This is a genomic window from Nocardia sp. NPDC052254, assembly GCF_040679495.1.
GTDB lineage: Bacteria > Actinomycetota > Actinomycetes > Mycobacteriales > Mycobacteriaceae > Nocardia.
Genome location: NZ_JBFAUW010000003.1, coordinates 235596 through 259382, shown reverse-complemented (window position 1 = coordinate 259382; position 23787 = coordinate 235596). Strand labels below are relative to the sequence as shown.

The 23787-nt window shown below is 67.5% G+C and carries 1 protein-coding gene (cut by both window edges); it reads right to left on the bottom strand.

Every position in this 23787-nt window falls within one protein-coding gene, locus AB0L57_RS09970, for a helix-turn-helix domain-containing protein, read on the bottom strand. The gene is 129024 nt long; 31332 of those nucleotides lie to the left of the window and 73905 to its right, leaving coding positions 73906-97692 in view — codons 24636 (complete) to 32564 (complete); the first complete codon in reading order (the gene reads right to left) occupies nucleotides 23785-23787. The start codon and the stop codon both lie outside this window.

Below are 23787 nucleotides of genomic sequence, written 5' to 3'. Positions count from 1 at the left end.
GTCGACGGGCAAACCCGTCCCATCGGGCACACCCACCGCCGCGCTCGGCCCATCCTCCGAAGACAACGATGCGCGACCGGTGGCGGCGCGCTCCTGGAGCGCGCGCAGTGTGTTCGGGGTGGGGCGCGCTGTGCGTGGGGAGCCATCGACTGCGTGCGCGTGGCCCGATTCCCCGGGTTCCGCCCAATCCGTTCGATGAAGCTCGAACCAGACCGACTTTCGCCAGCCGGAGCGGTCATACCGCAGCAGATCGACGCCTGACCGCACCCATGGTTCCCGTGGTGCGTCGGTCTGTTCGACCGGGCCCGGAACGGGCGGCAGATCCTGCTCCGCATCGAACACCTGCTTCTGATCGAATACGCTCACGCGCACAAGATCACCGATCATCGCCAGCGCGACCTGCAGCGCGCCGTCGGTATGCCGTCGTGCGTTGTCCAACAGCTCGGCGAGCATGCTGCTCGCATACTCGATCGTGGACGCAGGCCAGCCAGGCAGCTTGTTCGCCAGCCAAGACGACGCCGCATACCGATCGACCGCACCCGTCGCAACGCCACTCATGGAGCGAATGAATGTCTCCGGCGAGTTCCCTGATGCAGTCGCCCAGCTGGGTGCCGTCCGGTCCCCGATCTGCCGGGTTTCGCCGTCCACGAACGACACGGCGTACGAGTCCGCCATCCACGCACTCAGTCGCGTCCACAACTCGCCCAGCACCATGGCGACGCCGGCGCGCGCCGCACCGAGAATCACATCGCGCAGCTCCACGGTCGCGACGCCGTTCACCCGCTTCATCACTACCGTGACCTGCCCGGGTTCGCCGCCGACCGGGTCGAGTTTCAGGGTCACCTCGATACCGTTCCCCGAGGTTTCCATGCTGACGAGGTCTACCGAGAAACCGGCACGGTAGCCGACGAGCAACCGGACGACATCCCGGCCTCGGCGCTGCAGGACGTCGTCGAATGTCAACGCGTCGAACTGATCCCGCCACAACAGACCAGGGGGTGTGAAGTCCTCGGGATCGAATTCGAACGTATCGGGATCGATTCCGGCCGCGTCCAGATCGAACAACAAGGTCGCGGAGTTCTTGGGGTCGGTGCTCGCGGCGGCGAACAGCTCGCCGCCCAACGCGTTGAGCGTGGTGAGCTGCCCCTCGACGAACCACCCGACCCCGACACCCGCGACACCCGGTCCCATTCCTCGCTTCAGGTAGCTGAGGTACGCGTCGTGGGTGGAGGGCCCGCTGTAATAATCGTGCGGCCGCGACCCGAGTATCAAGGGATCACCGGCAGTATTGGTTGTGTTGTAAGGATTTCCATCAGGACCGAGGAACACCGTGGCGCGCCGACCGTCCGGGAATTCCCAGTCGCGAACCAACCGAAGACTGAAGCCTGTTGTGCTCGAAGTTGGCTTCCCGACCGGCCGGTCGGGAAGCATGGTGTCGTACTCGACCACGGCCAGCTCTCCGGCGGGTTCAACCAGACGGTTTTCCCGCAGCGCGCGCAGTGTGTCCAGGGTGAGCCGGGATCGCGTCGGCGGTGTATCCGTGACCTGGGATGGCCCGTTTGCTTCGGCGTTCAGTTCCGGCGCGTTCAGGCCGATCGTCCGCACCCGCGCAAAAGTGGGCAGGTCGAACGAGATCGGCGGCAGAATCGGCAATTTCGCCCAATCGGCGTGGTAGGGAGCGGGTGTCGGCCAGTCCCATGTCGATCCGGCGCGATCCCGCAACGCCTCTGCGAACATCCCGGCTTCCTCGGGTGACAGACTCGCGATCATTTCGGCCGCGCGCCGCAAGACCCGCGCAAGCCGCTGATCGGTCGCTTCGACAATGTCAGCGAGTGCCAACAGACGGTCGGGGTGAACAAGCCCGAGGACTCGACGTACGACATCGGGTCCGGCATGCCACGGCAAGCCGTGCTCACTCATGAGCAAGTACTCGCGCAACGGCATCCGCGCATAGGCGGGCCCTTCACCGTCGTTTCGAACGAGCACGGCCTTGTCCTCGCTCCGCGTGGCCAGCGGAAAACACTTGAAGAGGATGCTGGCCAGCGCATACATGACAGGGTCCGCGGTCACAATGTCTTGCCGGGTCATGGCGGCATTCAGCGTGACTTCGACAGACTGCCACTGCTTCTTGTTCGGACCGAACACCGAGAGCCCGATGACGGACATATGTTGCAGGGCCAGCCATTTGAAAGCGCAGGTCGCCTCCGTGTATGCCTCGAGCGCCACCTCGTCCGACGAAATGGCGGACACACGGCGATGTCCCTCTTCGATGTCGGGATCCCCGGAACCGGCAATCTCTTCCGTCACCGACTCCGTGACCTGTGACAGCCCGCGGCGCAGCCGTTCCCCGGCCGCACCGGACCGTGGGGGGGCGGAGCTGTCTCGCAGCCACGACTCGACGGCTCGCACCTGATCGCTGGTCTCGGTCTCCCACACCAGGCTCAGCCTGCGGATGGCGGAGGCCAGCTTGAAGGGATGCGAACGGCGGATTTCTTCGACACGCTCGATCAACTCGGCCAACGAGGGCAGCTCGACCTGAACTTCTTGCGGGGCAAAACGTTCGGTACCCGACAGATCGATATCGACTACCACCGAGAACATGTCCGCTCCATCCGGGAGCTGGGCCAACCAGGTCCAGGCATCGGGACACGGGGCCCGCATCGCATCCGAGAGGACGCCCGCGTCGCCGGGCAAATTCGCCATCATCTCGGCAAGCCGCAGGTGCCTGTCGCGCTGTTCCTCCCACTGGTGCGCACGTGCCAACGCTGTCAACCGTTCCGGACGAACCAGTTCGACAATCTTCCGCACCGCTTCCGGCGAGGCGTTGAACGGCGGTCCGAAACGTTCGAACAACACCGCCTCGGCACCGGCCACCACGAGCCTGCTCGGGCCGTCGCCGTGGTTGTACAGCACCGCGTTCATGGACGGCGGCAGCGGTTCTCCCCCCCATGGCCAGTACGCCCGGAACGCCTCGAACAAGGCGGCCAGTACAGGATCGGCCGCAAGAGCCTCCCGATGGCGGCTGTTCCACTCCTCGAGAACCGTCGTCGACGACGGTGAGACCTCGAAGGAATCCGGGTGCGGACCGAGATCATGGATGCCGTGCCGGTCGAAACCCCTGTACATGCACAGCCATTTGACGGCATACATCACCTCGGCATCCGCAGCGATCAGTGCTTCGGGATCTGCGGGGGTGTCACTCGTAAGCTGCACGGTCAGCGGGGATTCGAGAGCCCAGCGGCCATCCACGGGCTCACTCGCGTCGGCAATCGACAACCTCGCGCTCGGCGAACTACCCCATTCGCTGTGGTTGAAGATAAACGCTATCCACCTGCAGAGATCCAATACGCCGTCGGCCAGTATTCGATCGAATTCGCCAGTCGGCACACCCAATTCGGCAGCCATCTCGGCCGTTGTCCTCGGCGAGCCGTCGCGGAATCGGACGTTCAGGCACCGCCACAGTTCGTTGTCCAGCGCCTGCATCTTATCGAGTGCCGCTCGCAGTACGGCCGGAAAGTACTTGCGCGTATCTTCGATCAGCGTGATCGCCTTGTCACGATCGAGCGGCGCCGATACGAAAGCGGCCAGCCGCGCGGCGCCGGACGCCCGCCGATCGCCGGCAGTGCGCTCAGTAACACCCAGCTCCGCAGCCACCACCGCGATCTGCCAGTCGCTGGTGATCCACCTCGAAACACACAGGTACTCGAGCGGATCGGCCTCCTGCAACAGCCGAAGCCCCACCATCAAATCCCAGCGATCAGCGGACCGGATGGCGGTCATCATCGCCGCCGGGAGCGGGGAGGTGTCGAATGACATCCACGTGGTCACCGTAACGATCCCGGCGGCAATGCGGGCCTCGACTATGTGGCGTGGGATTCCCAGTGCACGAGCTACTTTCGCGGTCGTCGTCGGGTGCGAGGCCAGGTACCGCTGCCGGAGGCATTCCTCCTGGTCCGCAGGGAGCCCCGCGATCAACTCTCGCACCCGGCTCGGGTCTGCGCGCAACTCCGCATCGAAAGCCGCGATCCGATTCGCGTCCGCGACCGGTGTCTCGGAACTCTCGAGGTGGGTGCCCACCACCTCGTCGGCCAGCGACCGCAGCCACGGCTCGTAATCCGATCCGGCCGGCAACTCCTCGACTCGCTCGCGCGCCAACAGGAATGTCTCGGCGGTCATCTGGACCGAGGCCGGGTGCTCCCAGCCGACAACGGATGCCACATGTCGCTGCACGTCGGTGCAATACGCGGCATACAGCGCTCGATACGCCGCCGGCTCTCCGCTCCGTAGGCCGGAGTCCATCTCCGACGGCCCCTCCGGGCCGACACCGACCTTCCTCGCCGGGCCGCGCTTCTTCTGCACGTCGGCGGCCAATTCTTCGGTCTTCACCAATGCCTTGCCATCGGCATCCATGCCAGCCATATGGACCTCGGCCGATCCCGCCCATCCGGAGTCCTTCCACCGATCCACCGCATCCCCACGCAGCAGGCCGCCCGCGGCGTTGTCGAAGACGATCACCTCGCCGACCACGAACTCGGGCCCACCACGGACCTCGGCGGACAACGCATTCATCTTCTCGGCGAAACCCTTGTCGACCTTCGCCACGGCGAAAACATGACCGAGCCCCTTCCCCGCCGGATCAATACCACCGACCAGCACACCGCCCTGTTTGCCGACATGCTCGAGCATGCGCCTCAGGCCGTTTTCGCCGACGCCGATGTGGCCCGCAGCCCAGCCGATGTTCATATCGGCGAGGAACTCGACCGTGTCCATACCGGATACGGCGATGGCTTTGTCGTTCACATCCTTCGGCCGCATCGCCGCACCCGCATCACCTCCCGCGGCGTCACGGACGAACCACTGCACCAGCGGACCACAATTGAACGGGCCGCCCTCGGCGTCACCCTGCGAGTGTCCATCGACGTTCAACCACTGGGCGGTGCCGTCACCCTCCGGTGATGGCAGCGGAACATCGGCAACGGCACCATCGGCCGGTGCCGCGAGGTTCGCCGACGACGCCACGATGCTGGTCGTTTCCGTCAACGCCTGCAGGAGGCGCACGTCCAGCCGCCTCCACATGCGCGCCAGCGCCGCCAGCGCGTTCCGAAGTTCGCTTGCCTCGACAGCACCCGGGGTCCGCATGTCGATCTGTAGCCGCAGGTTGTCCCGTTGGCCCTCGACCACGCGCAGCTGCCGGGCCAGAGCGGAGAGCTCGTTGCGGTGGGCATCCAGCCGCTGCAGCCGATCTTGCGCCCGCTGCAACTCGGCGGCCGCCGCCGCCCACTGCCCGGGCTGCTCGGCGGCGGTGGAGCGAACCACGGCGGCGAGCCGATGTGCCGCCCGTCGATGCCGTGAATGTGCCTCTGCCAGAGCAGTTTCGAGTATGCCGAGCACCTCGGCCAACCGTCGGGAAGCGCGGCGCTGGGCGCTGAAATCGTGACCGACGCTCAGCACGTCATCGAGTTCGTTCAACTCTCGTACAGCGTCGACAGCAGCGGATCCGTCCGAGTCCGGTTCCAGCAGCAGGACGTATTCCCAGACCCGAGCCGGATTCAGCTCCAGATCCGCGTCACCGAGCAACCGGGCCAGCTGTGCCGCCAGCGCGGTGCGACGAGTTGTCAGCTCCGCACTGTCGAAGTCGTCGGGGCGCACGCCACGCTCGGTGAGAGCCTCGCCGAGATCGGCGAGCCGGTTCGTCGTCCGCAGCCGGAGTGCGACCAGCTCCGCTCCCAGCCCCAGGCCGATCCGAATATCGGGCGGCACGTCCGGCAGGGAGCGCAGATGGACGGTCGCGCCCATCGAAGCGTCGAGCCGGTCGTCGAGCTCGTCGCGCCTGCGCTCCTGTTCTCGGATCGCACGGATCGCGTTGTTCGCATCCCGCAGATACTCGAATTCCACTGCCAACAGTGCCAACGACATCAATCCGAGTTCGCGCAGCGGACTGGCATCCGACATCGCGGAGACCTGTTCGACGACTGGGCCATCCAGATTCAGCCCGGGCAGCGCATCGGTCAGCTGCATGCCCACGGTCACCAACCGGTCACCGACGATCTGCTCGACCGTCGCGTCCGGATACGGATCCCCAGCCTGCCACCTACCGTCTGGGGTGCCGTCTTCCTGCTGCGGCAACAGCGGCGGGTCTTCGAGCTGCTGACGTTCGGCGGCTATTCGGCCGTGCGCGGCGACCTCGGCAGCCAGCGACCGGAACTCCTCGGCGCGTTCGCTGTCTCCGTAGGTTGCGAGCAGCGCAGCTTCCAGCCTGTCGATGACCCGGATCCGATAGTCGAGCATGTCGGCGTCCTCGAGCAGCTTCAGCTGTTCGAAAAGGACATTGATCCGCCTTCCGAGCACCTGTGTGAGGCCAGGGTGAACGCCCTCGCCCAGTGGCATCGTGAGCGTCCTGCGCACATCGGCCTCGTCGGACACCGTTCCGGTGCCCAAGCCGTACTGCCGCTCCAGGCTTCGACAGAGGCCGGCGAGTTGCAACCGCATTCGCTCAGCGAGAGGACCTCCCGAAGTCAGGTCCGTCGTCCGGAAACCGTGCTGGGTCAGCAAGCGAGCATGGGCCTGCTCCCGCCGAAGTTCGGCGGCGAGGCGGGCAGCGGTCAGTGCGGCGGGCAGCTCTGCGTCGGCCGGCAGGCCGCGAACCAGGCCCTGCGGAGCCGCGCGAGCGATGATCTCCGCGCGATCGCGACCTTCGACGAACTCCCCACCCGAGGCCGGGTCCTTCTCGACGACAATCCCGAGTATCCGGCCCAGGCGCATCCGGGACCGCGAGAAGAGCCACTGCAGCACTTCGGTGGGGCCGACCCAGCTCAGCTCTTGTCCGCCGACTTTCTCGAACACCTCGATCGGGCCATCGGCACGCATCTTCACCGCGAACGCATGCTCACCGGCATCACCCAATTGCATGACACCGGCGACCGCCCGGCGCCTGCTGGGGTCCCGGCGAGCCGCAGGGTCATCGACCAGGCGCAGCACCTCGAGCAGCCCGTCGAGCCCGACTCCGAAGCCACCGTCCTTCCACTCACGGCCGACCCCACGCGCAATCGCTTCTTCGGGCACCCCCCGCGCGCCGGCCTCCGCCGAATCGGCCAGACCGGGCCCCCGCGCCACCCCGATCTCTTCCTGGAAATCGTTGATGAACCCGACCATCGCCGGCGCACAGTTGAACGGTCCCTCCCGCAACACATCCGGGACCTCGAAAGCGGCCGTCTCGCCGTCGACCGGCGAAAGATCGGCACCGGCCGTGTGACCGAATCCGGCGCGCGCGATACTCGCCGGTGCGGAGATCGGCGCCCCGGTGCCCGCGTCGTTCTGGTCGAAATACCAGCTCCGGACTCTGCTTCCATCGTCGGTGGCGATATCGAGTTCCCGAGTGCCGCTCGGACCGGACACCGCCATGGTGCAGGTGCCGTCGAGACGTGCCAGCGCCTTCCACAGCACGGCGGCAACCCGGTCGGACTGCGGCCCCGCCATCAGCTCGGTCGCCAGGCGCAGGGACATATCCGCTCCGGCCGGGTCATGCCGGCGCAACGGCATTTCCACCGTCACCGTCGCGTCCCGGCCGGAGCCGACCCGGACGGTCACCAGCGGTTCGCCCTGGGCGATGACCTGAATGCTCCGACCGTCGCCGACCACGGCCACTCCACCGAGCTGGGCGCGGTCGAGATCGAGCGAGGCGGCCAAGAGCCGGGCAAGTGCCACGCGGAGGGGCTCGTCCACCCCTGCCAGCGCATCCGTCACCGCCTGCAGTCGCTCGAACCGGTGGGGATCGGCGTCCAGCGCGGCGTCGAGCTCGGTGTGCAGCCCGTACACCCGCTGCTGCCGGTCACGAACCTCGTCGAAAAGATCGACCAGTCTGCGCAACTCCTGGAATCTGGTGGTCAGATCGGCCCGATTGCTGTCGTCCCAGATCTTGAACAGCGCCGCTTCGCGCTGCTCCTCCCAGATCGCCTGCTGCCGTGGGTCTTTCGGCTTCGCGGATTCCACGAGGAACGCGGCGAGCGCCGGGTGTCCCTGCATGGTCGGCGCCCACTGCTGCTCCAGCCACGCATCGCTCAGCGGCATCGGATCCTGGTGCAGTAGTTTCGCCAAGGACCGGCGCGTCTGCTCCAGGTCACCGCGCAGCCGGGCCTCGGTACTCCCGCCGAGCGGGACGTGTCCGGGAACCAGGCCGTGACCGGACAAGGTCGACTCGACCGCCCGGTCGCGGACCGGTTCCGGCACCGGATCCCGGCCCTCGACCGCCAGCACAGCCGCGGCGACCTCGTCGACGCGGGCTGCCCTGGCAGCCACCTGCCGGAACTGCGCGGCCGTGCACCTGCCCTGCCGCAGGCGCCGGTGGGTATCGAGCAATTCCCGCTCCAGCGCGGCGAATTGGCGCACCAGACTGTCGTTGCGCTCGGCTTCCTCGACCCGGATCATCAGCTCGTAGGGCTGCTCGAGCACCTTCAGCTCGTCGGCCTCCAGCTGATCGGCCCGTCCCGCGCGCAGGCCAGCGGCAGCCTGTTGCATCTGAACCGCGGTCGCCACATCTTCCGGACGGAAACCCGCTTTCAGCAGGACTTCTCTCGCGCGCGCTTGTTCCCGGAGCAATGTCGCCCGCGCATCGGACTCGGGGTCCAGCAGTTCCGCGGTCATCGAATCGGCATGCAAGCGCGCCGACACCAGTTCGCACCGGCGGCGGAGCTGGACCAGCGCCGGGCTGGAGTCGGTCGGCTCCGCACCGATCGCCCGGCGCACCGCGGCATCGGTGAGCAGCCCGGTGATCACGGATCTGGTCGCGGCGTCGAGACCACGCACGTGCGGCAGGTGTATTTCGGCGGTCGCGGAGGCGCCACGGCCGATTCCGACCTGAATGGTCAGCATTGTTCCGGCCTGGTCGAGGACGGTGATTCGGCGCACGCCGCCGATCGTCTCCACCGGGCCGAGCCAGGTTCCGGGATGGCTCAACGCCTGGTCGAGCAGGCGGGTGGCATCGGTTCGGGTGGTTCGAGCGAGACCGTCCAGCGCGTCGAATGCCTCCCGCATCCGGGTCTGCGCGGGAGTCGGCGCCGGGGTGTCCGGGCCTCGATCGGCGCGCGGCATCGCGGACTCGGCCGCGTTCCCTTCCGCGGGAGCTGCGTGACGTCCGCCCCCGTCGCCGAGTGCCCGGCTTCTGCTCGCTTGCTCGGCGGGTGGAAGCACCGCCGCCGGCCGATGACCGACCATGACGGGCCGATTCCCGATATTCGGGCGATCGGTGAACGACACCTTCCGCTTCCCCCCGGCGCCGATTTCGACGCCGTTCACCTCCTCGACTCCGGTGCCCGCGCGTTCGGCCCACGCTTTCACTCGATCAGGAGCGATCCAGCCGTTGTGGCCACTGGCGTGCTCGTCGCCGTTGTCGAACACGACGACCCGGCCCAGCCACGTTTGCGGTAGATCGTGTTTGTCGATCAGCGCCCGAGTCACTCGCATGACCCCGAACGCGTGATGGCCCAGGCCGTTCGCGAGCTGCATCACGCCACCGAGGGCCATCACGTCACCGAACCGCACCGCATTCACCGCGGCGAGCAGTCCGCGCTCACCACTGCCGTAGGGCTTGTCGCGCCAGCCACCCCGCAGGCCGCGGGCGAACGCGTCGTCGACGATGCCGTTCAGGTTCACTTCGTCGTCGATGAGCACAGGCTCGATGTCGGCGCCGAACTCGCCCAGGGCATCCTTGAGCCGCTGCTGGACCTCCGGACCACAGTTCTTCAGCTGGCCGATGTGCGTCAAGGACTGCCACAGCCGGTCAAGGTCGGACTCGGCCACCTCGGGTTCGCTCGATTGTGCCGTTTCGGCCAGCCAGGTGCCGTCGGCCGTGACCCGACCGGCATGTCCTGCCTCGGCAACGCCGTAGTGGTGGCGGCGCCCGTTCTCGTCGACGAACGCCCGGGACTCCGAGATGACGAGTTCCCGCGGCAGCACGAACATGTTGTGTTCGAAGTCCCAGTGCACCGGAGTGCCCTCGGGGACATATACATACGCCCAGTCGCCACCGGGCGATGTGCCGGTCGGCAGCGCGACGGTGAACCCGCGGCCGCGGCCGGGCGTGGTGGCGTCGGGTACCGGAACGAGCAGCACCATCGCGCGGTCGAGACGCACCCTCCGCAGCAACCGGTCGGTGGTCTCGATGTCCCTGCGGATCGGTGCGTCGGGAGCTCGCTGATCCGTCGCCTGGTCGAGGTACGAGTTGGCTGCCGCGAAGCCGCCGAACGGGTCGTTGCCGTCCCAGTCCCAGATCCGGTCCAGTGCCGCGCGTTCCGGCGGGGCGATTTCCCGCTGCCCGAAGTCGGCCGCATCAGCATTCGCCTGCTCGGCGTTGTCGAATACCGTTGCGTCAGCCTGAATCTCGGCGCAAGCCACGATCTGCTTGGCGGCGGTCGACAGCCCATCGAATACGTCGCTGTCCACCCGTCGGCCCGAGTCGGCGAGCAACGCGGTCAGCGTGCGGATGTCGTTGTCCCGGTGCAGACAGGTGCGTGCGTCGGCGACGAGCTCATCCAGTTCGATGAACGCCGCGCACAGCGGGATCAGCTGGGCGGCCTCCGGCCGCTGCCGCCGCTCCAGTTCTCGAGCCAGTTCGGCTACCGCGGCGGCGGTCAGCGGCTGCGATGTCATGTCGGACAACTCGGCCGGGAGAGCGGCCGCGGCCAGTGCGCTCGACAATTGCCCATCAGCTTGCTGACGCAGCAACCGCTGCTGTGGCACGTCCGTCGGTTCCACAGCGCGGCTGGCGGCGACGGCATCGCGCCGTGCCCGCGCGGAATCACGTTCCCGGACGGCGTCGTCGATCTCTCTGGCGATCGAATCGCTGTCGGCCAGATGGGTGAGATCGGCCAGCCGTGCCAATGCGACGAGCCGCTCGCCGGCATCGGCGAAAGCGATCAGCCGCGGCTGATCGGCAAGCTCACCGAGGTGGTGCAATGGCCGCGCGACGCTGTCATCCTCGAGATCGGGGATGTCCTCATCCTCGAAGAAGTCAGTGGTGATCAGGTCGTACAGGTCGTCTATCGAGGCTGCGAGCCGACGCTCGGCGGCCCGTCGCCACGACGGATCGTCCTCGCGCTCCCGGGCCGCCGCCGCCAGCAGTTCGGTCTCGGCAGCCAGCTCGCTGTGGGTGAGAACCCAGTCGAACAGCTGCGCAACCCAATCCGGATCCCGGGCCACCTCCGCCAGCGCGGAAAGGGCACCCTCGCTCATCATGGCGAGTTGCTGCTCCAGCAGTTTCACGGCCGCCGCCGACGAGTTCCCGGCCGGGATCCGAACCGGGTCCACACCGAGTGCTGCCGCCAGCTGCTGCCGGATTCGATCCTGATGCGCGGCCACGTCCTGCCACCGCACGCCGAGTTCGGCGGCCAGCGCATCGCGTCGTTCCGCGGGCCGCTGCCGTTCCGGCTGCTCGGGTCGGCTGTCCGAGGACGGCCGGGGTCCAGCCGGCCGATGGCCGTGAGCCAGTATGTCTTCGGCTTCGGCGATGACCTCGTTTCGCTGCGCGGCAACCTCGTCGTAGCGCTCGGGGCTGTCCCGCATGGTCTGCCGCAGATCCGCGGCCCGCACGGCCAGTTGTTCCAGCTTCGCTCGCTCGGTGGTCGAGATCAGGTCGAACTGCAGTCCGGCGTGGAACACGATCGCCGTGGTGGCCTTGCGGACCGGCCCCAGCTGACGGGGCGGGAAGTCGTAGGTGAGCGAACCGTTGCCCTCGATCACCATGATGCGATCGTGGTAGTTGACCAGCAGGTAGGTGTGGTCCTCGGCCCCGTAACTCGTGTCGGTCACCACCATCGTGGAACCGTGCTTCAGCCCGCGCAGTACCCGCGCCGCGGTCTCGTGGTCGGCGAATTCCTGCGGCCGGGCCCCCAATGCGGCGGCCAATTCGAACGCCGGTATGTCACCATCGCCGAAACCACTTGCCGGTAGCCGGATCTCGCAGTGAGCACCGGCAAATTCACTGGTCAGGTCGGCAGCGAACCCGGCAGCTACCGTGACGGCCGCGAAGATGTCGAAAGCGGGCGGCAGCGGGTTCGCGTCCACGTTCCCCCGCGTCGCCAGGGCGTCGGCGAGCAAGCGATCCATGGTCCGCAGGTCCCGCTCGGCTCGGGTCACAGCTTCCCACCGAGCCGTCAACTGCCGCTCGCTGATTTCGTCGATGCGGATCCGATCCGGTTCGACGCCCATCTCGCGCAATGCCGCCCGGAATTCGGACCGCTCCCGGTGCAGATCCAACACCGACCGGATCCGGCGATTGTTCAGGCCCTGCAGATTCCTCAACTCGGCAGCGCATTCATCGCGGCGCTGTACCGCAGCGACGAGATCCTCGATCGACTCGCCCCGTGGCCCGTTCACCGACTTCGCTTCGGCGCGCAGCCGCTGATGCGTCTGCCGCCACTGTGATGTGTGCAGCTGTTCGCGGGTCAGGTCGAACTGCTCGGCGATCGCCATCATCGCACCATGGGCGCGCTGCAGCTCCAGTGTGATCGCATGGATCGAAAGCAGCTGCAGGAAGCGGAATTCCACCGGATCGATCTCCGACTGCGGTGCCAGTTGGGCACCACCGGAGATGCTCACCGTCAATGTCCGCCCCGACCGCGGGTGCTCGGTATCCGGCACGTTGTAGTCCTCGCGGACGCGTGCCTCGACGGGATGGAGCGGGCGGCCGTCCGCGTCGAAACGCACGGCATGGATGCGGGTGGAATCCACCCTCGCTCCGTGGGACGGCGAGTGGTCGTCGGACACGAGCCCGAGCGCCGTGACCTCCCCGCGGTGACGAGCGATCTTGATGACCGTCCCGCCGTGGTTGGTCAATACGTAGCGGGCGACACCGCCGTCGGCCTGCTTCTCCACCACCAACGCCGATTCGCCGATACTCAACTGGTCGGCGAGCGTCTTCAGTCCCGGCTCGAACCGCAACCGCCCCCGGGCGCGGGCCTGCAGCTCGGTATCGGAGAGGTCGGAGGTCAGTACCCCGACGGCGTCGACAGCACCCGGACCGTACAGGTCGAGCAGGGTCTGCAGCGCTGCGACGCCGTCCTCGATCGCTGCGAAGTCCCGGTCGCGAATGCCATCCGACGACGCCTCGGACGCGGCCAGTGCGGCATCCACATTCTCTGCGGCAGTGCTCAATTCATCCGCAGAGAACTCCGACTCGCCCGCGATATCGATTCCGACCGTCGCGGCGCTCTGCGCGCTACCGGCCCGATCCAGCAGAGCCTCGAGATACCGACCACTCGTCTCAGCCAGCGTGCGAAGTGCCCGATCGGCCTCGCCGTACTCGTTCACCGCCGCGTGCATACCGTCGGCCCCGTCGAATTCGAGCCCGTGCAACACCACAGTCACCGGTGTGTCCGGGGACAGACCCAACCGCTGCGCGGCGATGTCGAAAATCGGCCGCAGGCGGGTCCACTCTGCCCGGAGTGCGTGTTGCGTGCGCGTCGCCGCGCGCAGTCGCGCGGACTCCGGGTTCGGGCGCGCCCCGATCAGGCGCCGCTGTCCCAATCCGACCGGCTGGCGGCCGTGCAACGGGATCTCCGGATCTCGGGGACCTTCGAACACGATCGCGTCCACATCACCGACACCGCGACCCGCGGCCGAAACCCACGCATCGACGGCCGCATCACCGATGATCCACCGATCATCGACCGCACCCACGAAACCGTTGTCGTGCACCACGACAGCACCGATCGCGACCCGGCCCGTCAGTTCCGGATTCTCTTCCAGCAACCGCTCCGTCACCCGCACGACGGCGAACGCGTGATCACCGAACCGGCCCAGGTTCATCACACCCGCGATCGCGTGCTTGCGGTGCGGAACCCCCGCGACATCCCGATAGCCCCGGACCTCGGCCACCGCCGCGCCCAACCCGCCGACGCCGCGCCCCAGCGGCACGCTGCGGAAGTCCGCATCCAATCCCGCGGCAAACGCCAGATCGGACACGCCACGGGCCCGAGCTGCTTCATCCCGGACCGATATCGGATGTATTCGGACCGCGACGGTCTCGTCCATCACCGCGCGAATAACACTCTGCACCAACGGGACACAGATCTTCGGTGCGCGTCCGGCCAGGTGCTCGGCCGCCACCGAGGGAGATTCGTAGCCGGCCAGGTCGGTGACGACCGGTTCCGGCAGCATCGACGGGATCGGTTCGAGCGCCGCCTCGGCCAGCCGCGCGGTCATTTCCCGATCGAGGCGGTCGAATTCCACTCTGGCGGCACGATATTCGGTGGCCGCGGCGACAGCGGCCGCGAGCTGTACGAAGACATGTGCGGTGTCGCGCGCACGCTCGGGCAACACATCCCGATCCAGTAGCTCGCGGACTCGCTGGGCGGTCAGGTCTTCCCGGGTCAGACCGAGGTCGCTCAGCTCGTGATCCCAGAGCAACTCGTGTAGTCGCCTGCCGGCCGGTTCCTGATAGTCGTCACGCAGGATCTCGGGCAGTCGCGGGGACTCGGTCGGATCGTCCAACGAGAGATAGGCGGCATCACAGAGTTGTTCGCAGAGTGCCCCGCGCCGGGACCTCTCCTCGTGCGCCTTCCGGCGCTCGGCCGCCAGTGATTCCAGTGCGTGCGCCCGCCGGTCGAGCTGCTCGGCCAGATCCGCCGAAGCCTGCCGCGCCTCGATGATCTCCACCAGACGCCCCAGGCTCCGATGCCTGCGGACCGCGGCGAATTCGACGCGGCCGGGACCATGCGGATCGGCGGCGGCATGCAGTCCACTCAGGGTGGCGGCGTCATCGCCCGCCGACGCCAGCGACTCGGAGTCTTCGGGGAATTCGGCCAGGTGCTGGGCGCGCGCTGAGTGGAGCTGCTCAGCGAGAAGCGCACGGCGAGCGTCGATCCGGCGGCGCGCGGTGGGCAGCGCTTCGATATCGGCCAGCTGCCGTCGCGCGCGCACCAGATCGACCGAATCGACGTCCAGGGCTGTCGCCCGGTCGGCCACTCGATCTGTCAGTCGACGGATGGCCGTCACTGCCTCGGAGCGCAGCTGTGCCAGATTGGGCCCTGGAGCCACCGGAGCAGCGACCGCGCCGAATGCGACATCGTTGAGAAGTCCGCCGAGCTCGTCGCGACACTGTGTGATCCGGACCTGCCGAGCCTGTTCCGCCTCGTCTGCGGCAATCAATTGCCGCAACGTCTCGAATCGTGTCGCCAAGTCGAATGTCAGGGCGGCCAACACGTCCAGTTCGGGCTGCTGGTAGGGGTTCGGGGTCCGGGCGGCCAGTTCGTGCGGAAGCAGACGTTCGGGGTCGACGCCGCCCAACGCGGCCTTCAACTCGTCTCCGACTTGGATACGTTCGTCTTGCCACCGCGTCACCACCCGGTCGGCCTGGAGATCGCCGCTGACCCAACCATGGTCGTCGAGCGCTATCGGAGTGCCACGGACATCGGCGGGTAGCGGAGACTTGGTCTGCTCGAGGTCCGTCAACTCGCGATACACGGCCTCGATCCGGCTGGTGAAGCCGACTGCCGAGGTCCAGATCCGGCCCGCGGCCGAGCCTTGCTCCCGGCCCAGGGATCCCTTGTGCAGCAGATCTTCCAGCACATCGATCTGCCCCAGGCGCCGTCCTTCTGCCTTGGCCGCGTCGATCGCGTTCTGGACGCCATGGAAGTACTCGAATTTCGCCGCGGCAGCGGCCACCGCATCCGACGTTCCGCCCCTGCCCCGCACCAGAGCGAGCCACTCCCGGGTCATCCCGAATTCCGGTTCCTCCACCCCGGGCAGAGCGAGCAGTTCCGCCCCGGCCGCCCGATATCGCTCGGACCATTCGATCTGATCCGCTGAGCCGGTGATCATCAGTTCGGTCACGTCCAGGCGTGACCCGAGGTACCGCGCGCCTTCCCACTCGATCATCGTTCTCAGATTCAGGAGCTGGGCCTGATATTCGACGCCGAGGCCACGGCGGATCCGGTTCAGCACCTCGATCTGCTCGACAAGCGGGTCGAGCACAACGGGTTCGGCCGGGACAGCGGCCGGCACTCGACCTTCCCGCGCCGGATCCAGCACCCAGCGCACCGATTCCCATTCCCCGGGCTGGAAGCTGTGCTCGGTCAGCACCGCGTCGTCGACGGCCGCCCGGACGACATCGTCCGCACCGCCGACGGGGATCAAGCGGATCACCGGTAGTCCCGGCCCATCGACCAGCTGCCTGCGGGCCTCGATCAAGCTTGCCAACCGGGCGGCCAGCCGACGTGGGTCGGTGCCGTGCCAGGTCACCGTCGCGTGTGTGCGCTTCTGGTATTCCCGCTGCTGATGGTGAGCGACCGCTCGGTTCACCCCGGCCTGCAACGCTTCCGGCGTCGGTTCCTCATCGGATATGAAAACCGTTATTTCCAAGGCATTTTCGGGATCTTCGATCGATGCCGACGCACACCCCGCATCGTCGCCCAGCGGCAGTTCGAGCGGATGCAGCCCAAGGTTACGGGTTTCGATCCACTGCTTCGCCCGGCCCAACGCGTCCACCCAGGCATCCACATCGGACAGCCCCATATCGCCCGGCCCCTGCAGGTCGGCGAACTCCCGCTCGACCCGTGCCCGAATCGCCCGCAGCGTCAGCAACTCGCGCAACACGGCCTCGGCCCGATGGCGTCCCACGATGCCGTCCACCGCGGCAACCACATCCGGCCGCGCGCGGCTGAAGGCGTCCCGCTCCCTCGGCTCCCACTGTGCCCACTGCCGGGCAACCTCTGCGATCGTGAGGTTCGGATCTGCGATCAGATGCTCGTTGGACGCCGCGAATTCCATTGCCCAGGTGGTCGGTTCGACATTGATGTCGGACAGGCCCGAGTTGGTGAGGAACGATTCCGACATGTCGATGGCCGAGATCTCGCCGCGTGGCACGTCCCCGGACAGCCGACCGCCGTGTGACGCGATCTGCACGGTCGCGCCGCCCTCGTCGCGGCCGCGCAATGTCAGCCGGCGTGTCCCGCCTCGGTAGCCCGGGTTGTCCAGGTGCCAGACCGCGTCGTCGGCCACGATCCGCCGAGCCAGGTCGTCACCGTCCACCTGGGCCTGATTCGCAGCGGGCGGAGCCATCCGGTGCGAGGCATGGGTGAGGTCCACGTGCACCACCACGAGCTTCGCCGTCGGCGTATCCCCCTGGCGGTCGGTCGCATACCGCTCCATGCTCTCTGCCACGACCTGCTGCACCCTGTCCCGTATCCGCACGGTTTCCGGCACGTCGACAATCCGATTCGGCGCCTGCTGGGCCCCGTAGCCGAGCACCACCCGGCCGCGGGTCCGGCGGTCGAACGGCCTCGGGAACGACAGGACCGAGACCGACGGGCTCCCATCCAGCCGCTTCGCGCGTTTGTCGGCAACGGCTATCGCTTTCGATACCTGATCGAGTTCGAACAGCAGCTCGGCATCGCCCGAGCGAGCAGCCCATTCCCCCAGCCGCTTCAGTTCCGCCCGGTTGACCGCATCGCGGACCTGCCACGGAATGCCTTCGGCCGTGCCGATGACATCGGGGTGCAGCATGATCAACGCCCGCTGCTCGGCAGTCAGCGTGTTTGGTTGCTCGGGGTCGGTCCAGGCCGACCACAGCCTGTGGTTGGCCACGGCCTTCGCCCGCGCATCGTCGAGATCGCCGGTAGCGATCATGTCCGACATGTGCGCGATCCCGGAATCGTCGAGCACCTTGCGCACCAGCGCTTCCGGCGATACCGGCCCATCCTGCTGTGCGGTGTCGAAGGCTGCGTCGAGCACCGCCGCCGCCTCTTCTTCGATCGCCGTCGCCCGCTGGAATGCTGTGAGATGTCGCCGGGCAGCCACCGCGACCTGGTCGATCTGCGCCGCCTTCCCCTCGTTGACCGGCACCGCACGCAGGGCGGCGACGAACGCCTCGACCGCCTCCGCGGAATCCAGACCGTGTCCTGACGGCAACACCAAACCCTCGGTCGTCACCTGTAGCTGCTCGAGTAGTTCCTGTTGGGCAGCGAGCGCCTCGTCGATCGCCGACGCCAAGCTTTCGAGCGTCGCGTGCGCCTCGTTCGACACCGGGTTCGATGCCATGTCCGTACCGGCGGCGAAGACGATGCCTGTGCAGCCCGTGACCACATGCTGCGCTTCCGGCGGGAAGTCGTGCACGACAACGCCGTTCCAGTCGATGACCAGGACACGACCGCGGTAGTTGGTCATGACATAGACGTGCTTGTCGCCGCCCTCGATGTGGTCGGTGACGACTATGGCGCTACCGTGCGGCAGATCCAGCAGAGTCTGCCGCACCGCCGCGTGATCGGCGAACTCCTGGGGTCGCGCACCGAATGCGGCAGCTATCTCGAATGTCGTGGTACCGACAGCTTTTACGGCCCGCTCCAAGAGCCGAATACGCGGGCCGTTCGTCAGGGCCGCGATCACCATGGCGGCCGACGGGACACAGTGACTCGGCCACCTGAGAGGCGCGAACGGTTCGGGGACAGCTGCTCGATTCGCCAGACCGTCGGCCATCGCCTGGTCGAGACGACGCAGCTCGGACTCAGCCTGCCACGTGGCGGTCTCGAGCTCGGAGAGTTCCGGCGACCGTGACCGCCCCTGATCCTCCAGGCGGCGAGCCAGAAGAGCGTATTCCGCTCGGTAGTGGTGATGCGCCAACAGCGCCTGCAGGCGCTCCTTGTTCACCGCGTGCAGCCAGGCGAGTTCATCGGTGATGCGCTGATACCGACGCAGCGCTTCGATCAGCGTGCCCACCTGCTGTGCCCGAAGGGGGGCCGGCAAGCTCGCCGCTTCTCGCTCGAGGTCGTCCAGGGTGTTGGACACCACCGACGGACTCAGATGCCCCAAGTCCCTCCCGAGTACCTCGGCCGCGGCCTTCGCGTCGGCGCGAGCGCGACCTCGCTCCACGGAGGCGAAGTAGAGCTTCGACAATTCGGCCGCCCGTTGCTCCGACGGAACATTGTCGGACTGTGGCGGACTGTAGATGTCGTCATCAACCGGATGAACCGGGTTGCCCTCTCCATCGAAGAAGACACCGTAGGTCCGCGGGCCGTCGATCTGAAGACCGTAGGACGACGCAACGTGATCGGCCTGGGCCGAGAATTCGGCGATGTCGCCGACGTCCAGGGCGATCTTGATGATCGTGCCCGCGAAATTGGTGAGGACATATCGTGTGCGGCTGCCGTCGACAGCCCTGTCCACCACCAGAACCGATGCCTTCGAACCCAAGCGCTCGAGCTCGCCGATCATGTACTTGGGCCCGGGGAACCGCAACAACCTGCCCCCGGTGCGGGCCTGCAACTCGGCATCGGACACATGCTGTAGCGGTTGGTCGGCGACATCGATGACGCCGGACCCGAGCAGGTCGGCGAGCGCCTGCAGAGCCGCGGTGCCGTCCGCGCCCCCCACTCCTCGATCCGGCTCGGCGGGATCCCGGTGCTCCGGTGTCACGCCCGGATCCGCCAGGCCGGCGACCAACTCACCTTCGAGCCTGCGTACTTCGGCGTCTGCTCGATCGAAGTCCCGGGCAGCGGCCAGCAGTTCGCGCAGCAGGCCCGCCCGGCGTTGCCGGAAGGAATCCGACAACCGAGCAGCGCGGTCCTTCACCTTCTGTGCCGCAGATCCGGGGGCCGACATGTCGATGCCCATCTGCCCGGCCATCCCTGTGATGTCGGCGGTGAAGACCGCCCGTTGCAGCAATGCTGTGAGGTACTCACGGCGTACGGCGCTCAACCATTCATGCGCTCGATCCGCATAGTGGAAGGACCGGACACCGTCGATCAGATCCGACCGCTGCTCACCATCGGGCACCGGAATCGACTCGTCCTCGAGCCGCCGCAACACCTCGACCGCAGGTGTTTCCCGATCCACTCCGAGCTTCCCGACCGTCAGGTCGTATTCACGACGCAGCCGACCGAGTTCCGCTCGCGCAACGCGCTGCCTCTGGGTCACATCAGCCAGCCGCAACGCGTCCGGCGGCGCGCCGATCCGGCCCCTCAACCCGACAGTCGGACGTTCGGCGAAATCGACCACCGCGTCAAGGTTTTCGTCGAATTCGATCCCCAGAATCTCGGCATCACCGCCGGCGGCGACCCGCTGCATCCAGGCCGCGATCGCCTCATCGGTGACGAGCCAGCCGCCGTCGCGGGCAGCGTCGGGGTCGGCATTGTCGAACACCACGACCTGGCCCTCGACCACTCCGGCCTCGCGCAGCTCCGAGTTGGCCGCGATCAGCGCCGCGGTGGCGCGCATGATGCCGAAGGCGTGCGCGCCGAGGGCACCGCGATCGAGCACGCCCGCGATCGCGCCCCGGTCGTTGTTCACCGCGGCCAGTGCGGCCTTCAATCCCGTGACACCCCGGCCGAACGGCCGATCCCGCCAGCCGGCGGCCAGGCCCTCGGCGAAGGACCAGTCGGTCATTCCGTCCTGCACCAACTCCGCGGTCAAGGACGCAGGAGTGATCCGGGATCCGCTGTCGCCCAGCAGTTGCTGGAACTTCAGCTCCACCTCGCGACCGCAGACCTTGCCGGGCACGCCGGGCTGATCGTCGCTCGCGGTGGTGAACATCACTCCGGGCGTGAGATGTTGCGGCGGCGTGGCCGTCGGCAGCGGCGGCGTGATCGCCGGATATCCCTCGGCGGTCGCCGGTGTCGCCGGCGCGGGCAGCGGCGACTCATCGGCGTTCTTCTCGAACCAGGTGACCTTCACGAGGGTCTGCTGCGACTCGGTGGTACCGGCCGCGGCGGCTTCGGCGGTGTCGAGCGGATGCCACCCGTACGCGTCGGCGCATCCGTCGAAGACCACCTTGCCGCGACCGCGTTCGCCACTGAGCATCGCTTCCAGGGCGCCGAGGTCGAAGTCATCGACACCGGCCACATCACCGTCCGCGTCGGCGAACGCGTTGATGGCCGCCAATTCGGCACCCTGCCTACCGGCGGGGTCGTCTTGGAATGGGCGGCCGGGATCGGTGTCGAAGCCGCGTACCAGTACTCGATCGTCGGAGATCGACACCTCGACGACAAACTCACCGTCGGTGTGATTCAGCCCGTTGCTCGCCACTTCGGACATCAGCAACTTGACATCGTCCATCTTCTCGCGCGACCAGCCACTGGGATGTTCACTGATCAGCGTGACCACCCAGTCCCGGACCTGACGCACTTCTTCATGCCGTTCATCGGGATCGGTGCTGAGACCGAACAACTTCCGGTGCACGGCGAATCCCGGGAGGTGTACGTCGATCGCGGGACGCTCGAAGAACTCCAGCCAGATCTTCATGCCCTCCTCGACGGGCTCGATACCGGACTGTTCGGCCGCCGCCGATGCCGCGGCGACAGTGTCGGGCAGCGACCCGGTGACCACCAGTTCGACCCGCAGCACCCGGGCACCGGGATTACCCTGGACCTGCTCGCTGACTGTCACCCGCCGATCGTCGTCAGCGTCGGCGAACAGCCTTTCCAGTACGGCGGCCAGCGCCCCAGCGGCAGCCACCGGTGTATTCGGGTCGGCCCAGCCGTACCAGCGCATCACCCCACCGAGACGGTCGTGCACCCCTTCCCACAGGCGTTCGGCGGCCGACAGATCAGCGGCGCCGGACTCCAACCGCTGCCGCCAGGACTCACGATCCAGCGGCGTAGGTTTGATCTCCTCGATGGCCAGCCGGGCCGCGGCGAGGTCCTGTGTCCGATCCACCGGCGGAAGATCCTCGTCGGCGGTCAACCCCGCATACGGACGCAGGTACGTCGAACCAGCGTTGGAATCGATGTCCTGCTGGGCGAAAACGCTTTGGTGGACCCGGGATTCCCGCAGCCGTGCGGCAATGTACTCCGCCGCCATCGGCGCGTGCAGGTCGACGCCGGCATCGCGGGCCGCGATCGTGATTCGCAATGCCGCCCGGGCCTGGGCCAGATTCACCCGCTGCCAATACAGCGGCAACTGTTCGAACGACAGGTTCGCGATATCGACCTGCTCGCTGAGCGGAGTCCGGCGCGGAATCTGTCCGCCGTGATCGCGCATGCGCAACTGTTCGGCATAGCTGCCGTCGGGCTGCCGGAACAATTCCCGGTACGCCTCGTGCACCTGGGCGGCAATCTGCCGACTCACCTGATCGAAAAGCGCAGCGAGACGGGTAGCGGGGTCACGCGGTGGCTGGTCGACATCGGTGCGGTCATGTTCCACCCGGCCGACGTCGCGAGTCAGCGCGTACGGGTCCGAGAGCAATCGCACCTCGGTGACGAAGGCGCGGATCGCCCGGCGTTCCAGCTCCGCGATCTCATGCACCGGCCTCCGCGCGGCGGCGGCCACCACACCCAGATCACGCTGATGGATGTGGTGCTGCCACAGCACCCATCGGTCTTCCGGCGAAGACAACGCGTCCAGAGCGGACTGCAGCACTTCCGGCGCGACACCCGTCAGCGGACCGGCCGGCAGTCCGTCCGACGCATTCGGATGACGACTCTCGGTTCGCACGAACGACGCCCACACCCGCTCGGTGAACGCCTGCCGCTCTCGCTCTTCGGCCACCACCAGGCCGATCCGGCTCAACACCCAGACGTCGATTCGGCGTCCCTGCGGGAGAGTCCCGGCGAAGAGGAGATCGAATACTCGTTCCCGCAGCCGACGCGCGACTTCCTCGCCGTCCACCTCCGTCTTCAGCCACTCCAGCACTGCGGCGCCGTAGCGAATTCGGAACTTGCCCATGGCATCCCGATTACCGCTCTGCGCTGCGCGCAGCACCACGATCCGGTCGTCACCGGTGTCCGGCCGCACCGCCGCCTCCGCACCGTCACCGACAGTGGCCGGCGTCGCACCGGGGTCCGCCTCGTCGGAGACTTGCACCAGCAACGCCGGGGGAAGCGTGGCGGCGATCAGGGCCACGAGGCCGGGCGACCGGCGGCGGGTCTCGGGCCGATGGAGCGGCTCGGACTGTTGCTGTTGCGTCAGTGGGTAGCCGATGAGCCGTGCGGCGATGCGAACCCGTTGCTCGGTATCCGGGCCAACTTGGTGACCGTTGCGCACCTTGCTGACCGAGGATGCCGCGGCACCGGCCACCCAGACCACCGCATCCTGCGTCCGCACACCTGGCAGCCGGTACCCGAGTTCGGTGGCGGCATCGCGGATCCGCTGCGCGGCAGCCTCGTTCACATCCCGGCCGGCGAGCAGATCGACGACCGTGGCGGGGTCCACCTTCGCCGCGGCGGCCACCTTCCGCGCACGGGTGTCGCCGGGAAGTTGTCGCAGCGCGGCCGCGACGTCGAATTCACCTGCGGCAGTGAGAGTATGACCGTCGCCAACTTCTTCCGGCAGCTGGCCGGCAGGCGCGGCCATCGGTGTGGGCAGATGCGCGGGCGCCGCTCCGGCAACCAAGACCCCGACACCGCGCCGAGCACGCGAAGGCGCTTCCCAGTCGGCCAAGCCCAGGATGGCGTCGAAAACCCGTGCTCCGTCACCGGTTTCGGCAGACATTCGCCCGTCGAGTACTTGCGCGACGACTGTAACCGCGACATCGGCCGCCGCGGCGATGGCCGCGCGCCGGCGCAGGATCCAACGCAATCCGATGGGCAGGCCCCGATAGCGCAACTGCACGGCGGCCGCCAGCGCGCGACGGTGCGACAGGTCGTGCACCGACGCACGCCGGGACACCACCTCTCGCACCGTCGCGGGCGAAACCCCGGCCGCCTCAGCCACATCCCACGCAGTGACCCCCGGGTCCGGTGCCGCCAGCGCCGCTGGATCCACTGCGAGCGTCGCCGGCAACGCCAGCCCGTGCCGCTCCGCCGCTTCGCGCACCCGTTCGGCCGTCGCGCCGAGTACCGGGATGCCGTCGGCCACACACAGCAC